This is a genomic window from Mycolicibacterium sp. lyk4-40-TYG-92, assembly GCF_030209435.1.
Taxonomy (GTDB): domain Bacteria; phylum Actinomycetota; class Actinomycetes; order Mycobacteriales; family Mycobacteriaceae; genus Mycobacterium.
Map to the genome: position 1 here is coordinate 270,504 of NZ_JARVRX010000007.1, position 15,525 is coordinate 286,028.

Sequence of the window (15,525 nt, forward strand, 5' to 3'; positions counted from 1 at the left end):
CTGCCTACTCCCCGAACACCTTGCGCACCACGGTTTTGGCACGTCGAGTCACGCGCAGATAGTTGTCCAGGAAGGCACCGCCGTCGCCGCTCGGCCAACCGGCCGCCACCGCGACCGCGTTGAGCTGACGGCCCGGTCCGGGCAGCTGGTCGGTCGGCTTGCCGCGCACCAGCACCAGGGCGTTGCGCGCGCGGGTCGCGGTCAGCCACGCCTGCCGCAGGATGTCCGCTTCGTCGCCTTCGATCAGCTGGGCCGCCTCGATGGCATCCAGCGCCTGCAGCGTCGAGGTGTTGTGTAGCGCGGGAATCTTGTGCGCGTAACGCAATTGGAGCAGCTGGACGGTCCACTCCACGTCCGCCAGGCCACCACGGCCCAGCTTGGTGTGGGTGTTCGGGTCGGCGCCACGCGGCAGACGCTCGGCATCGACGCGGGCCTTGATCCGCCGGATTTCGCGCACCGCGTCTGCCGAGAAACCCTCGGTCGGGTACCGGGTCTTGTCCACCATCAGCAGGAAGCGCTCACCCAGTTCCAGATCGCCCGCCACCCGGTGGGCCCGCAGCAGGGCCTGAATCTCCCACGGCTGCGCCCACTGCGCGTAGTACGACTCATAGGACGCCAACGTCCGCACCAGCGAGCCGTTGCGGCCCTCCGGCCGCAGCCCGGCGTCGACCTCCAGCGGCGGGTCGCTGCTGGGCTGTCCCAACAGCGTCCGCACCTGTTCGGCTACTCCGATCGCCCAGCGCACGGCGGCGGATTCGTCCACGCCGACCATGCCCTCGATGGGTTCGCACACGAACATCACGTCGGCGTCCGACCCGTAGCCCAGCTCACCGCCACCGAGCCGGCCCATGCCGATGACGGCGATGCGCGCCGGCGGGCCGTCGGGCCCGGAGCGGGCCCGGGTGACCGCATCGAGCGCGGCCTGCAGCACCGCGACCCACACCGACGTCAGCGCCTTGCAGACGTCGACCACCGACAGCAACCCCAGTAGGTCGGCCGAGGCCACCCGCGCCAGTTCGCGACGACGCAGGGTGCGCGCCGCGGCGATGGCGCGGACGGGGTCGGCGTGCCGCCCGGCCGAGGCGACCAGCGCGCGGAACACCGCATCCGGTTCCACTTCAAGCAGTTTCGGCCCCTGCGGACCGTCGGCATACTGCTGCAGGACTTCCGGCGCCCGCATCAGCAGCTCCGGCACATAGGCCGACGTGCCGAGCACCCGCATCAGCCGCTTGGCGACGGCGCCCTCGTCACGCAGCGTGGACAGGAACCAGCGCTGGTCCCCCAGTTCCTCGCTGATCCGCCGGTACGCCAGCAGGCCCGCGTCCGGGTCGGGGGTGTCCGAAAGCCAGTCCAGCAGCGTCGGCAACAGCACCTGCTGCACCGTGCCGCGGCGGCCGCTGGCACTCGTGAGCGCGGCCAGGTGCGTCAGCGCGCTCTGCGGTCCTTCGTAACCCAGTGCGGCCAACTGCCTTTCGGCCGCGGCGGTGGTCAGGCTCGGACCGAACTGGTTCCCCACTTCGAGCAGTGGCTGATAGAAGAGCTTGGCGTGCAGTCGCGACACTCGCATGTTCTGGCGCTTCAGGTCCTCGCGCAGGACGCCGAGCGCGTCGTGCTGGCCGTCGGGCCGGATGTGCGCCGCCCGCGCCAGCCAGCGCCACGCCTCGTCGTCGCCGTCCTCGGGCAGCAGGTGGGTCCGCTTGAGCCGCTGCAATTGCAGCCGGTGCTCCAGCAGGCGCAGAAACTCATAGGACGCAGTGAGATTCGCGGTGTCGTCGCGCCCGATGTAACCGCCGGAGCCGAGCGCCGCCAAGGCGTCGACCGTCGAGGCGACATGCAGCGACTCGTCGTTGCGGCCGTGCACGAGCTGCAACAACTGAACCGCGAACTCGACGTCCCGCAGGCCGCCCTTGCCCAGTTTCAGTTCCCGCGTACGGACCCCGGCGGGCACCAGCTCCTCGACGCGGCGGCGCATGGCCTGCACGTCGGGCACGAAATCCTCACGGTCACAAGCGGTCCAGACCATCGGCATCAGTGCGTCGATGTACTGCTCGCCCAGCTCCGCATCGCCGACGGCCGCCCGGGCCTTCAGCAGCGCCTGAAATTCCCAGGTTTTGGCCCAGCGCTGGTAGTACGCGACGTGCGACTCGAGGGTGCGGACCAGCTGCCCGGCCTTGCCCTCGGGCCGCAGTGCCGCGTCGACCTCGAAGAAGGTCTCGCCGGCGAACCGCATCATCTCGCCGGCCACCCGGGTCGTCACCGAGTCCGCCGCCTCCGCCACGAAGATGACGTCGACGTCGCTGACGTAATTCAGTTCGCGCGCACCGCATTTGCCCATCGCGATGACCGCGAGCCGGGGACCGGGTTCGTCGCCGCACACCGCCCTGGTCGCAACGACCAGCGCCGCCCCGAGCGCCGCATCGGCCAGATCGGACAGGTGCTCCCCCACCGTGACGTAGGGCAGCACCGGCTCGTTCTCGACCGTCGGCGCGACGTCCAGCGCGGCGAGGACCAGGATGCGGTCCCGGTAGTAGGTCCGCAACACCGCGGAAGCCGTTGGCGTACCGGCGACTTCGGCCGCCAGCCGCTCGAAGTCCTCGAGCAGCTCGGCGCGCGCCGGCAGCGTGATGTCGCCGTGCAGCAGTCGCCACGACAGCGGGTGCGCGACGAGGTGATCACCAAGGGCCAGCGACGACCCCAGCACGGCGAACAGCCGGCCCCGCAGGGCCGTGTCGGTCACCAGCAACATGCTGAGTTCGGCCCAGTCGCCTTCGAGGGCGTCCGCGATCCGCACCATGGCGCGCAGGGCGCTGTCGGCGTCCGGGGCGCGCGACAACGACCACAACAACGGGACGTGTGCGTCGGTGTTCCAGCCGAGCCGGTCCAGATCCGCCCGAGCCGTGGGCGCCACCAACCCCAGGCGCCCGACGCTGGGCTGTGTGGGGCGCTGCGTCGCGGGGTTGGGCACCACCCGACGTTAGCGCACCATCACGCCGTTACAGCGACAGGTATTCCTTGAGCTCGAACGGTGTCACGTGGCTGCGGTAGGTCTCCCACTCGCTGCGCTTGTTGCGCAGGAAGTAGTCGAAGACGTGCTCTCCCAAGGCCTCGGCGACGAGCTCGGACTTCTCCATGTCGGCCAGCGCCACACCGAGGCTGCTCGGCAGCTCCTTGTAACCCATCGCGCGACGTTCCTCGGGCGTCAGGGTCCAGACGTTGTCCTCGGCCTGAGGCCCCAGCTCGTAGCCCTTCTCGATACCGCGCAGGCCGGCGGCCAGCAGCACCGCGAACGCCAGGTACGGGTTGCATGCCGAGTCGGGGCTGCGCACCTCGATACGGCGCGACGACGCCTTGCGCGGCGTGTACATCGGAACCCGGACCAGGGCTGAGCGGTTGGCCGCACCCCACGACGCGGCGGTCGGCGCCTCGCCGCCGTGCACCAGACGCTTGTAGGAGTTCACCCACTGGTTGGTGACGGCGCTGATCTCGCTGGCGTGCGTCAGGATGCCGGCGATGAAGGACTTGGCGACGTCCGACAGCTGCAGCGGATCCTCGGCGCTGTGGAAGGCGTTGGTCTCACCCTCGAACAGGCTCATGTGGGTGTGCATCGCCGAGCCCGGGTACTGGCTGAACGGCTTGGGCATGAACGTCGCCCGCACGCCTTCGTTGATCGCGACTTCCTTGACGAGGTACCGGAACGTCATGACATTGTCGGCCATCGACAGGGCGTCGGCGTAGCGCAGGTCGATCTCCTGCTGGCCGGGCGCGCCCTCGTGGTGGCTGAACTCCACCGAGATACCCATCGACTCGAGGGCCTCGATGGCGTGCCGGCGGAAGTTCGGGGCCGAGTCGTGCACGGCCTGGTCGAAGTAGCCGTTGTTGTCGGCCGGCACCGGCACCGAGCCGTCGTTGGGGCCCGGCTCCAGCAGGAAGAACTCGATCTCCGGGTGGACGTAGCAGGAGAACCCCAGATCGCTGGCCTTGGCCAGCTGCCGGCGCAGCACGTGCCGTGAGTCGGCCCACGACGGCGAACCGTCGGGCATGGTGATGTCGCAGAACATGCGGGCCGAGTAGTGCTTGCCGGTGCTCTTGGTGGTCCACGGCAGCACCTGGAAGGTGGACGGATCCGGCCGGGCCACCATGTCGGCCTCGGAGACGCGGGCGAAGCCCTCGATGGCGGATCCGTCGAAGCCGATGCCCTCTTCGAAGGCGCCTTCCAGCTCGGCCGGCGCGATCGCCACGGACTTGAGGTATCCGAGCACGTCGGTGAACCACAACCGGACAAAGCGAATGTCGCGTTCTTCCAGCGTGCGCAGGACGAATTCCTTCTGGCGATCCATGTCCGCAGCGTAGGCAGCAGCTGTTAAATCCGTGTTACCAAGTGGACTCTGTTCGGCATGTTTCGCTGGTGAGACGCTCAGGTCAGCACCGCAATCCCGCCGCGGGCAGCACGGACTGGAGCAGGAACGCCACGACGGCCGTGTCGACGCACCGGTCGCCGTTGAATACGACGGTGTGCTGGGTGCCCTCGTAGCTGATCAATGAGGCGCCGAGTTCGCGCGCCAGGTTCACGCCCGCCTGATACGGCGTGGCCGGGTCGTGTGTGGTGGACACGACGACGACCTTGCCCGGACCGGGCGACGCCGGCGCGTGCGGGCGGGACGTCGCGGGCACCGGCCACATGGCGCAGACGTCGCGCGGCGCGTAGCCGGTGTACTGGCCGTAGCTCATGAATGGCGCCAGCTGGCGGGCCCGCTGGTCGGCGGCCGCCCAGGTCGCAGGATCGGTCGGGAACGGCGCGTCGACGCACCGGATCGCGGTGAACGCGTCCTGCAGCGGCGCGTAGCGACCGTTCTGATCACGGTGCTGATAATCGTCGGCCAGCAGCAGCAGATCGCCGGCGTCGCCGCCCCGCTGCAGTCCGATCAGCCCGCTGGTCAGAAATTTCCAGTACTTCTTCGTATAGAGCGCGTTGATGGTGCCGGTGATCGCGTCGGAGTAACTCAGGCCCCGCGGGTCCGACGTCAGGCCCGGACGCACCGCAAGCGGATTGACCAACTGCTGGTACCGCGCCACGAACTGCGTCGGGTCGGTACCCAGCGGGCAGGCGGGCGACTGCGCGCAGTCCGCCGCGTAGTCGTTGAAAGCCGTTTGGAATCCGGCCAATTGGAGCAGGTTCTCGGTGACCGGATCGGCATTGGGGTCGACGGCACCGTCGAGCACCATGGCGCGTACCCGGTCCGGGAACCGTTCGGCGTAGGCCGCGCCCAGCTCGGTCCCGTACGAGAAGCCCAGATAGTTGATCTGCGGCTCCCCGAGCGCGGCCCGCACCACGTCCATATCCCTTGCCGCCGAGGCGGTTCCGACGTTGGCCAGGAAGCTGCTGCCCATCTGCTGCAGGCAGTCCTGCGCCGTGCGGCGGCTGACGGCTTCGATGTGCGCCACTCCGGCCGGGCTGTAGTCGACCATCGGGTCGCGGCGGTTCGCGTCGAATTCGGCGTCGCTGCGGCACCGCAACTGCGGCGTGGAATGCCCGACGCCACGCGGGTCGAAGCCGACGAGATCGAAGCTGCGGCCGATATCGGTGTCGGACAGGACGGCGCCCATGCCGGCGACGGTGTTGACGGCCGACGCTCCCGGACCACCGGGGTTGACCAGCAGGACGCCGAGCCGCTGGCCCGAGGCCGGGACCCGGATGACGGCGAGCTTCGCTTGCGGCCCTTGCGGATCCGCGTAGTCGACGGGCACGCTGATGTTGGCGCACCGCGCCGTCGGCAGGTCGGTGGTGTCACCGATGAACGGTTCGCAGCCTCCCCAGGCCGGCGCCTGTTCGTAGTAGGACTGCAGGGATTCCGGGGCCGCGTGCGCGACCGATCCCGGCGCGGCGCTGATGGCCACCAGCAGTCCGACGACCCCTATCGCACACCGTCGTCCTCGACCGCCCGCCCGCCACATGGCACACATGGTCGCACGGCGCGCAGCCGAGCCGAAGCCTGGTTCCGGAGGGAGACAACCCGGCAATCAGACGGTGACCGAACAGTTATCTCCCGACGGCACCGTAGTTTTCGCGACGCGGCGATTTGCGCCTCAGCATTTCGCGCCGGCCTCGGGCACCGTCCCGTTGACCAGATACCCGGCGGCGTGTTGATCGACACAGCTGTTGCCCTGGAACACCACGGTGTGCTGGGTGCCGTCGAACGTCAGCAGACCGCCACCGAGTTCCTTCGCCAGATCCACGCCGGCCTGGTACGGCGTCGCCGGGTCGTGGACCGTCGACACCACGAGCGTCGGCGCCAGGCCCTTGACCGAAATCTCGTGCGGTTTCGACGTCGGTGGTACCGGCCAGAACGCGCACGTACCCAGCGGAGCGTCGCCGGTGAACTGGCCGTAGCTCATGAACGGCGCCACCTCGCGGGTGCGCTTGTCCTCCGCAATCACCTTGGCGCGGTCGGTGATCGGCGGTTCGTCGACACAGTTGACCGCGACCCGTGCATCGGTCGAGTTGTCGTAGTGGCCGTCGGCATCGCGACCCATGTACGCGTCGGCGAGCCGCAACATGATGTCCCCGTGGCCGCCCGCGAGCTCGGTGAGGCCCGCGGTCAGGTCCTTCCACATCGCCGGCGAGTACAACGGCAGGATGGTGCCGACCAACGCGTCGCTGTAGCTCAGACCACGCGGATCCTTTGTGGGAGCAGGCTTTTGGACCAGCGGGTCGACCAGGCTGTGGTAGACGTCGTTGACCTTGGCCGGGTCGGTCCCCAGCGGGCAGTCCGGGTTGGTGGCGCAGTCGGCGGCGTAGTTGTTGAACGCGGTCTGGAACGCGGCGGCCTGGTTGATGTCGGCTTCGATCGGATCGGCGTTGGGGTCGACGGCGCCGTCGAGGATCATCGAGCGCACCTTGTCGGGGTGGTCCTCGGCGTACTGGGCGCCGATCCGGGTGCCGTACGAGTAACCCAGGTAGGTCAGCTTGTCGTCACCGAGAGCGGCCCGGATGGCATCCAAATCCTTGGCGACATTGGCGGTTCCGACGTTCTCGAGGAACTCCTTGCCCATCTTGTCGACGCAGCGCTGCACGAACTCCTTGGTCTGGGATTCGATGTGCGCGACACCGGCGGGCGAGTAGTCGACCTGCGGGTCGGCCCGCTGCCGGTCATTGTCGGCATCGGAGTTGCACCACACCGCGGGCTTGGATGACCCGACGCCGCGGGGGTCGAAGCCGACGAGGTCGAAGCGCTGCCGCACCGAGTCGGGAATGTTGTTGAGCAACGACACCGCCGCGCTGACACCGGACTCCCCCGGACCGCCGGGGTTGATCACCAGGGAACCGATCTTGTCGCCGGTCGCCTTGATCCGCAACAGCGCCAACTGGGCGACGTCGCCGTCGGGCTTGCTGTAGTCGACGGGCACCGACAGCATCGCGCACTCGGCTCCCTTGGGGATGCGCGACTGCGAGTCCGGGGACGTGGTCTGGCACGGCGACCATTGCAGGGGCGCGCCCGGCTTCGGTACCGCGCGCGTGGCGCGTCCGTCGATCACCTGGCTGCAGCCTGTCGCCAGCACGAGCACCATTGCTGCGGCGAGACTCCCCCGTCTGAGGTTCATGGTCGACCATGGTGCCATGTGGGCTGATCTGACCTGATGAGGGCGTTGCCGCGCGCCGTCACGCGGTGGCGGCGGCAACCAGTTCGTCCAACGCGGCGACGAACTCGTCGGCCATGTCCCACAGGTCCGGAACCAGCTCCGGACAGGAGATCAGGCCGACGTCCAGCGTGCCGCTCAGGGACATCACCGTGATGTTGAGCCCGGAGCCGTGAAACAAAGGACCCAGCGGATACATGGCCTTGACCTCGGCGCCGAGCATGTACAGCGGCTCCTGCGGGCCGGGCACGTTCGAGACGACGAGGTTGTGCACGGGCTTGGCCTCCGCCAGGCCGGACGCCGCGAACACCCGCATCGCGGCCCCGAACACCGACGGCGCGGCGAACTGCGACCAGTCCTGCAGCAGCGTCGCGCTGATCGCCGAACTGTGTTGTTTGGCAACGGTGCTCGAGTCGGCGATGGCTCGCAGGCGCTCGGCCGGGTCTTCGATGGTGGTCTCCAGTTTGGCGAACATGCCGGACACCTGGTTACGGCCGGGGCGGTCGGACTTGTCGCGCACCGACACCGGGCACATGGCCACCAGGGTGGACTCCGGCAACGCGTCGCGCTCGGCCAGGTAGCGTCGCAGCGCGCCCGACACCAGCGCCAGCACGACGTCGTTGACCTTGACGTGGAAGTGGTTCTTCACGGTCTTGATGTCGGCCAGGTCCAGCTGCGCGAAGGCCACGTTGCGGTGCGCGGTGACATTGACGTTGAAAGCCGTCTTGGGTGCCGCGAACGGCGCCGCCATGGTGAGTCCCTTGGCCGCCCGGCGGACGGTGTCGATGACGGTCGTCGCCGTGGAGGGCAGCACGTTGGCCAGCTTCAGGGGCCGGGTGAAGTACTTGACCGCACCGCCCACCGCGATCTCGAGTTCGGAGGCAGTGCCGGCGCCCGCGACAGGTTCGGGCGCCGGTGCGTCCGGTTCGAGCGTGCACAGCTGCGACATCAGGTTGGCGCCGGTGACGCCGTCGATGCCGGCGTGGTGCATCTTGGTCATCACCGCCAGCCGGCCGCCGTCGTGGGCGTCGGTGCCGGCGATGTTCTCGATCACCCACATCTCCCACAGCGGGCGGCTGCGGTCCAGCTGCAGCGCGGCGATGTGCCCGCAGATCTCGGACAGCTCGACGCGGCCGCCCGGGGCCGGCAGCCCGATCCGGTGGACGTGCCGGTCGATATCGAAATCCGGGTCCTCGACCCACACCGGGTGGTCGAGGTTCAGCGGCGAGTCGGCCAGCTTCTCGCGGAACTGCGGCATGGCCGCGATGCGCTCGCTGAGCTTCTGCCGCATCTTTTCGAACGTGTACCCACCCGGAATGGTGGCGGCGTCGAGTTCCAGCACCGCGCACACGTGCAGTGGCTGCGCGGCAGTCTCCAGATAGAGGAAGCTGGCGTCGAGTCCGCTGAGCCGTTGGTAACCGGGCATGGCCGTGATCGTAGGCGGGTCGGTTTACCCAATGTGAGGCATTCCACTTCATGTGTCGTTCACCTCGGGGGTCCGGTGGTGGCAGACTTGAGCCTGTCAAACGTCCCGGGGACCCGATATGGGCCTCGAGGTTCGTACCGACCAACACAGTTGAGGACGACGATGTCTGATCAGGTTTACGGCGCTGCCCCGGAGTCTGTCTGTAAGACCCCGCGAACCAAGATTCGTACCCACCACCTGGCGAAATGGAAAGCCGAAGGCCACAAGTGGGCGATGCTCACGGCCTACGACTACTCCTCTGCCCGGATTTTCGACGACGCCGAGATTCCCGTCCTGCTGGTCGGCGATTCGGCGGCCAACGTGGTCTACGGCTACGACACCACCCTGCCCATCACCATCGACGAGCTGATCCCCCTGGCCCGCGCGGTCGTCAAGGGTGCCCCGCACGCGCTGGTGGTCGCCGACCTGCCGTTCGGCAGCTACGAGGCGAGCCCGCAGCAGGCTCTCGCGACGGCGACCCGCTTCATAAAGGAGACCGGCGCCCACGCGGTCAAGCTCGAGGGCGGGGAGCGGATGGTCGAGCAGATCGCCGCGCTGACCCAGGCCGGGATTCCCGTCGTGGCCCACATCGGTTTCACCCCGCAGAGCGTCAACGGGCTCGGCGGTTTCCGGGTCCAGGGCCGCGGTGAAGCCGGCGACCAGACCATCCACGACGCCATCGCCGTCGCCGAGGCCGGCGCCATCGCCGTCGTCCTCGAGATGGTGCCGGCCGAGCTGGCCACCCAGATCACCGGCAAGCTGACCATCCCGACCGTCGGCATCGGTGCCGGCGCCAACTGCGATGCGCAGGTGCTGGTGTGGCAGGACATGGCGGGCATGACGGCGGGCAAGACCGCCAAGTTCGTCAAGCGCTTCGGCGACGTCGGGGCCGAATTGGGCCGTGCCGCAAGGCAATACGCCGCCGAGGTGGCCGCCAGCGTGTTCCCCGCCGAGGAACACTCCTACTGAGCGCGACTGTGAGGGCTGTGCACGCAAATCAGTGAAATTGTGCGCACAGCCCTCACACTCGTCGTCAGGCGAATTCCGGCTTGCGCTTGCCCACGAAAGCGCCGACACCTTCTTTGCCGTCGGCCGACGACGCACACTTGGCGATCAACCGGCCTTCGCGTTCGAGCTGCGTCTCGTAGTCGGCGCCGTACGTCGTCAGCAGCAGCTGTTTGACGGCAGCATTCGAGCCGCGGGCCTGCGTGGCGACGTCGGCGGCGAGCGCGTCCAGCGCGGCGGGCAGCTCGGCGTCCGGCACGACGCGCGTGACCAGGCCCCAGTCGGCGGCCTCGGCCGCGGTGAGCACGCGGTTGGTGATCATGAGTTCCTGCGTGCGGCGCAGACCGATCAGCCGCGGCAGCACGTACGACGATCCGCCGTCGGGGCTCAGGCCGGCTTTGGTGTACGCCATGGTGAACGACGCGGACTCGGCGGCGAGCACCAGGTCGCCCGAGACGCCCAGCGGGAAGCCCGCGCCGGCGGCGACGCCGTTAACGGCGGTGATCAGCACGGCGTCCATGCGGGCGAATGTCGACATGGCGCGGTGCAGGTCGTCGGCGATGCCCTTGACGAACGCGCCCGGGTCCTCGGCGGCAGCCATCGCCTTGAGGTCGCCGCCGGCGCAGAAGAACCGGCCGGCACCGGTCAGGGTGACGACTTTCACCGAGGCGGTGTCGCACAGCGCGGCGGCGGCCGCGAGGTCGCGGGTGAGCGCGTCGTTCATGCCGTTGGCCGCCTCGGGCCGGTCGAGCACGATATTCACGACGGCACCGGACTGGGCGAACTTCAGTGTCTCGAATTCGGTCATGGGTCAAGACGTTATCGGCAGCCGGTCACGCGAAGCGATGTGGCAGGCTGATGGCACCGTTGGTACTGCCCGTCCCGGGTCGCAAATGAAGGTGAACATGGCCGCTGGCAAGCGTAAACCGTCCCGCCACACCGAGATTGAACGCAAGTTCGCGGTGGTCGACAACACGGTGTCCCCATCGTTCGACGGATTGTCCGCCGTCGGCAGGGTCGAGCAACTGCCCGTCGCGCACCTCGACGCGGTGTACTTCGACACCCCGGATCATGATCTGGCGGCACACAAGATCACCCTGCGCCGGCGTACCGGCGGCACCGACGCGGGCTGGCATCTGAAGCTGCCCGCCGGAGCCGACGCGCGTACCGAGGTCCGGCTGCCGATCACCGCGGCGCGCGAGGGTGTGCCCGACGAACTGCGCGACATCGTGCTGGCCATCGTCCGGGATCTGCCGCTGCAGCCCGTCGCCCGGATCGAGACCGAGCGCACCGTCTCGATGCTGTACGCGCCGGACGGCACCGAGCTGGCCGAGTTCTGCGACGACCGCGTGACCGCTACGGCGGGCGAGTCGCTGCAGAACTGGCGTGAGTGGGAGCTGGAGCTGGTTGGCGCTGGTTCGGAGGGCGCCGAGTCCGGTTCCGAGCTGCTCGACCGACTGGCCAACCGGCTCTTCGACGCGGGCGCGAAGCCGGCCGGGCACGGGTCCAAACTGGCCAAGGTCCTCGCCGCGGCGCGGGGCGGGGACGCGCCGCAGCCGGCGCCCGAGCCGACGGACAAGGTGCACCGCGCCATCGCGGCACATATCGCCGAATTGATCGACTGGGACCGCGCGGTCCGCGCCGACGCCTTCGATTCGGTGCACCAGATGCGGGTCACCATCCGCAAGATTCGGAGCCTGCTGCAGGAGAGCGGCAATCTGGGCGACCATGAGTGGGTGCTCGACGAGCTGAAGCTGCTGGCCGGGGTGCTGGGCACGGCCCGCGACGCCGAGGTGCTCGCCCAGCGGTACGACGACGCGTTGCAAGGGCTGGCGCCAGAGCTGGTGCGGGGGCCGGTGCGCGAACGCCTGGTTGACGGTTCCCAGCGGCGCTACCAGTCCGGGCTGCGGCGGTCGATCACGGCCATGCGGTCCGAGCGGTACTTCCGGCTGCTCGACGCGCTCGACGCCATCGTCGTGGATAACACCCAGCCGGCCACGGCCGACGAGGACGCCCAGCCGGTGACCGTCGGCGGCGCCTACCGCCGCGTCCGCAAGTCGGTGCGGCGAGCAGAGGCCGCGGAGGCCGCCGGCGCCGAGGACAGCGAGGAGGCGCTGCACCGAATCCGCAAGGGCGCCAAGCGGCTTCGCTACACCGCCGCGGCCATGGGCGAGTCGAAGGTGGCCGACTGCGCCAAGGACATCCAGACGCTGCTGGGCGACCACCAGGACAGCTACGTCAGCCGCGGACATCTGGTCCAGCAGGCCGAGGCCGCGCACGCCGCGGGTGAGGACACCTTCACCTACGGCATCCTGTACCAGCAGGAGGCCGAGGTCGCCGAGTACGCCCGACAGCAGTTGGACGCTTCGCTCAAGGCGCTGGCCCGCGCGATGCGCAAGGTGAAGAAGTAGCGGGGCGGACGAGCTGGCCTGTAAGCCGGATTCTGTTCCCCGCCACCATCGCTGGTGGCGGGGCGGCGACCATCCATCTGGGCACACCGTCGCCGGGTGCCTCAAGCGGCCTACCCGCAGGCTCGGGCGAGCAGCCCTCGAACACCTGCGCAACCGCAACCAGGTTGCGGCCTTCTTGGCCTTGCTTCGGGTGGGGTTTACCTAGCCACTCCGGTCACCCGGAATGCTGGTGCGCTCTTACCGCACCGTTTCACCCTTACCGTCTTGCGACGGCGGTCTGTTTTCTGTGGCACTGTCCCGCGAGTCACCTCGGATTGCCGTTAGCAATCACCCTGCTCTGTGAAGTCCGGACTTTCCTCGAAACCTCACGGTCCCGCGGCCGCCCGGCCAACTCGTCCGCGCCGACCACCATATCAGCTGGTCAGAGCGCCGCGACCAGCGAGTCCAGCACGACGACCGCGCCGTACGCCAGGAGCACCTGTTTCAGCCAGCGCGGTCCGTCCCGACGCGTTCGGGCGAGCGCCAGGCCGATGCCGAACACCACGATCACCGGCACCGTGATCGCCCACGCCGACCACACCTTCCGTGGTCCGTACACCAGCAGCGCGGCGGCCGGTCCCAGCGACCAGTCGCCGGAGGTGGCGAGGGAATTCCCCATGGCGTCGGTCAGGACCTGAACCGCCTGGACGCCGCCGAACAGCAGGCACAGGCAGGCGGTCACCAACAGCATCGACTCCGCGGCCAGTCGGATGTCGAGCCGGTGTTTGACCACCTGGTGACCTCCGATCAGTGCGTGCGGCGCAGGACGATCAGGTTGTCCCGCAAAACGGCGGATTCGCCGGTAGGGCCGATCGCCTCGCGTTCCAGAGTACCGACGTGCTGTGCCTGCCAGCCTTCGTCGGATAGGCCGAGCTCGACGACGACCTCATCCGCGGACTGAAAGTGGTGGTCATGGATGTGTTGGGAAGCCCACGGCGGCGCCTCACCATGGTCGACGATCAGCAGCGTGCCGCCCGGCGCGACGGCCGTTGCCGCGCGCTGCAGTATTTGCCGGCGGTCCAGGTGGACCGTGGAATGCAGGAACTGCGCCGACACCAGATCGAAGCTGCCCGCCGGGAAACTGTGCGACAGGTCGTGGTGCTGGAAGTCGATGCGCTCAGCCACTCCCCTGGCCTCGGCCGCGCTGCGGGCTCGTTCCAGGGCGTTGGTGGCAATGTCGACCGCCACCACCTGCCAGCCCTCGGCGGCGAGCCAGATCGCGTCGGCGCCCTCGCCGCATCCCAGATCCAGCGCGCGGCCCGGGGTCAACTCACCGGCGATCGTCGCGAGGTGGGCGTTGACCCGGCCGCTCCACATCTGCGGCTTCTCGGCGTAGCGGCTTTCCCAGTGCTCTTGGGGCGTTTCCGTCGTGGACATCAATCCTCCTGCTGATCGAAGTGGGGCCAGGGCATGACGGGTAAGCCGAACTGGTCGTGCAGCAGACTCTGCACCATCGCGGCGGCTGCGGCGGACCCGGCGGCGATCGCCGCGGCCACCTGGGGCATCTGAGCGCAGACGTCGCCCGCGGCGAAGACGCCGGGGACCGAGGTGCGCTGCACCGCGTCGACCAGCACGGCGTCGACGACGACCGGACCGGGCGGGGCGATCCGCACGCCGAGTTGTGTCGCCAGGTCCGTGCGCTGCCGCAAGGCGGTGGCCACCAGCACGCCCTCGCGCTTGAGCTCGTCGCCGTCGGCGAACACCACCGCTGCCAAAGTGCCATCATGCGAGGCGAATTCGACGATCTTGCGCTCGTCGACCCGCACCCCGGCGTCGGCCAGCGCGCGGTTCTGGTCATCGTCCAGACCAGAGGGTCCGTTGGTCACGACGACGATGTCGTCGGTCCAGCCGCGCAGCATCAGCGCCATGTGCACGGCGCGGTCGCCATCGGCAAGGACGGCCAGCGCCTGGTCGCGCGCTTCCCAGCCGTGGCAGAACGGACAGTGGAACACCGACCGGCCCCAGTGTTCGTCGAGTCCCGGAATGTCGGGAGATTCGTACTGCATGCCACCGGCCAGCAGTATCCGCTGGGCGTGGTGCACCGAGCCGTCGGCGAGTTCGAGCCGAAACGTGGTGCCGTCGTGGGCCTTTGCACCCGTCACCTGTCCGTCGATGAGCCGGACCGACGGATACTGGGCGAGCTCGCGGCGCCCGTCGCCGTACAGGTCGGCGGGCGGACGCCCGTCGTGGCCCAGCAGTCCCCCGATGCCGTGTGCGGTGCGGTTGCTCTGGTCACCGGCGTCGATCACCAGGGTGCGTCGTCGCGCGCGTCCGAGCACCAGTGCGGCGCTCAGCCCCGCCGCACCGCCACCGACGATGGCGCATTCCCATTCGTTGTTCATGACACCGACCTTGCCGGGCGCTGCCGAAAATGCCAAGCTAATTTGCCATGCAGGCAAACCCGGAGGACGACGACATCGAAGCGCGGGTCCGGCGGCGGCTGCGGGAACTGCGCACGCAACGCGGCATGACACTGGAAGACGTTGCACGTGCAGCCGATATCGACATCTCGACGTTGAGCCGCCTGGAATCGGGCAAGCGCCGGTTCGCACTCGACCACCTGCCCCGGCTCGCCGCGGCGTTGTCGATCAGCACCGACGAACTGATGCGGGCACCCGAGGCCGAGGATCCGCGGGTCCGTGGGGCGTCACACAGCCGTGACGGCATCACCTACTGGCCGCTCACCCGCGGCGGGCCGGCCGGCGGACTGCACACGTTCAAGATCCGCGTGAGCACCCGGCGGCGCACGCCACCCGCCGAGCTGCCGGTGCACGACGGTCAGGAGTGGCTCTACGTGCTGTCGGGAAACCTCCGGCTACTGTTGGGCGACCGCGACTTCACCATCAAACCCGGTGAGGCCGTGGAGTTCTCGACCTGGACACCACACTGGTTCGGCACCGTCGACGGCCCGGTGGAGGCGATCGCCATCTTCGGGCCGCATGGCGAGAAGCTGCACGTGCGCAACTGAGT

The 15,525-nt window shown here is 68.8% G+C and carries 12 protein-coding genes and 1 other RNA gene; 3 read left to right on the plus strand and 10 right to left on the minus strand.

Annotation, left to right across the window (positions count from 1 at the left end; genetic code table 11):
- Positions 1 to 4: 4 nt before the first annotated feature.
- The 5 genes from QRN63_RS13605 to QRN63_RS13625 form a co-directional block, all read right to left on the minus strand.
- Positions 5 to 2,965 (minus strand): bifunctional [glutamine synthetase] adenylyltransferase/[glutamine synthetase]-adenylyl-L-tyrosine phosphorylase, encoded by a 2,961-nt coding sequence (locus QRN63_RS13605; protein ID WP_285031267.1) that lies wholly within the window; start codon positions 2,963 to 2,965, stop codon positions 5 to 7.
- Positions 2,966 to 2,993: 28 nt separating this feature from the next.
- Positions 2,994 to 4,337: a type I glutamate--ammonia ligase gene (gene glnA / locus QRN63_RS13610; RefSeq protein WP_267319065.1), complete on the minus strand. Its 1,344-nt coding sequence runs from the start codon at positions 4,335 to 4,337 to the stop codon at positions 2,994 to 2,996.
- A gap of 82 nt (positions 4,338 to 4,419) precedes the next feature.
- The gene (locus QRN63_RS13615) at positions 4,420 to 5,961 is read right to left on the minus strand and encodes an alpha/beta hydrolase (RefSeq protein WP_502888127.1); all 1,542 of its coding nucleotides are present in this window, start codon (positions 5,959 to 5,961) and stop codon (positions 4,420 to 4,422) included.
- Between the two features lie 123 nt (positions 5,962 to 6,084).
- On the minus strand, positions 6,085 to 7,599 hold the full coding sequence (locus QRN63_RS13620) for an alpha/beta hydrolase (RefSeq protein ID WP_285031272.1): 1,515 nt from the start codon (positions 7,597 to 7,599) through the stop codon (positions 6,085 to 6,087).
- A 58-nt stretch (positions 7,600 to 7,657) separates the two neighbouring features.
- Entirely contained in the window at positions 7,658 to 9,061 is a 1,404-nt protein-coding gene (locus QRN63_RS13625) for a WS/DGAT/MGAT family O-acyltransferase (protein ID WP_285031274.1), read from the minus strand.
- Between the two features lie 162 nt (positions 9,062 to 9,223).
- On the opposite strand from QRN63_RS13625, the gene panB reads away from it, so the two are divergent.
- Entirely contained in the window at positions 9,224 to 10,069 is an 846-nt protein-coding gene (gene panB, locus QRN63_RS13630; RefSeq protein WP_285031276.1) for a 3-methyl-2-oxobutanoate hydroxymethyltransferase, read from the plus strand.
- Between the two features lie 64 nt (positions 10,070 to 10,133).
- On the opposite strand, the gene QRN63_RS13635 is transcribed toward panB, so the two are convergent.
- On the minus strand, positions 10,134 to 10,913 hold the full coding sequence (locus QRN63_RS13635; RefSeq protein WP_285031278.1) for an enoyl-CoA hydratase/isomerase family protein: 780 nt from the start codon (positions 10,911 to 10,913) through the stop codon (positions 10,134 to 10,136).
- 97 nt (positions 10,914 to 11,010) lie between these two features.
- Here QRN63_RS13635 and QRN63_RS13640 point away from each other — a divergent pair, with 97 nt between their 5' ends.
- The gene (locus QRN63_RS13640) at positions 11,011 to 12,516 is read left to right on the plus strand and encodes a CYTH and CHAD domain-containing protein (protein ID WP_285031280.1); all 1,506 of its coding nucleotides are present in this window, start codon (positions 11,011 to 11,013) and stop codon (positions 12,514 to 12,516) included.
- A 5-nt stretch (positions 12,517 to 12,521) separates the two neighbouring features.
- Here QRN63_RS13640 and rnpB read toward each other — a convergent pair.
- From rnpB to QRN63_RS13660, 4 genes are all read right to left on the minus strand, one after another.
- Positions 12,522 to 12,911: RNase P RNA component class A (gene rnpB / locus QRN63_RS13645), an RNA gene on the minus strand.
- A 26-nt stretch (positions 12,912 to 12,937) separates the two neighbouring features.
- Entirely contained in the window at positions 12,938 to 13,288 is a 351-nt protein-coding gene (locus QRN63_RS13650) for a hypothetical protein (RefSeq protein WP_267319072.1), read from the minus strand.
- A gap of 14 nt (positions 13,289 to 13,302) precedes the next feature.
- Positions 13,303 to 13,932 (minus strand): class I SAM-dependent methyltransferase, encoded by a 630-nt coding sequence (locus QRN63_RS13655; protein WP_285031283.1) that lies wholly within the window; start codon positions 13,930 to 13,932, stop codon positions 13,303 to 13,305.
- Positions 13,932 to 14,897: an NAD(P)/FAD-dependent oxidoreductase gene (locus tag QRN63_RS13660; protein WP_285031284.1), complete on the minus strand. Its 966-nt coding sequence runs from the start codon at positions 14,895 to 14,897 to the stop codon at positions 13,932 to 13,934. Before QRN63_RS13660 ends, QRN63_RS13655 begins: the two co-directional genes overlap by 1 nt.
- Positions 14,898 to 14,944: 47 nt before the next feature.
- Between QRN63_RS13660 and QRN63_RS13665 the strand changes: the two genes are divergently transcribed.
- Complete coding sequence (locus QRN63_RS13665; protein ID WP_267319075.1) at positions 14,945 to 15,523, plus strand: helix-turn-helix domain-containing protein; 579 nt, start codon at positions 14,945 to 14,947, stop codon at positions 15,521 to 15,523.
- The last annotated feature ends 2 nt before the right edge of the window (positions 15,524 to 15,525 follow it).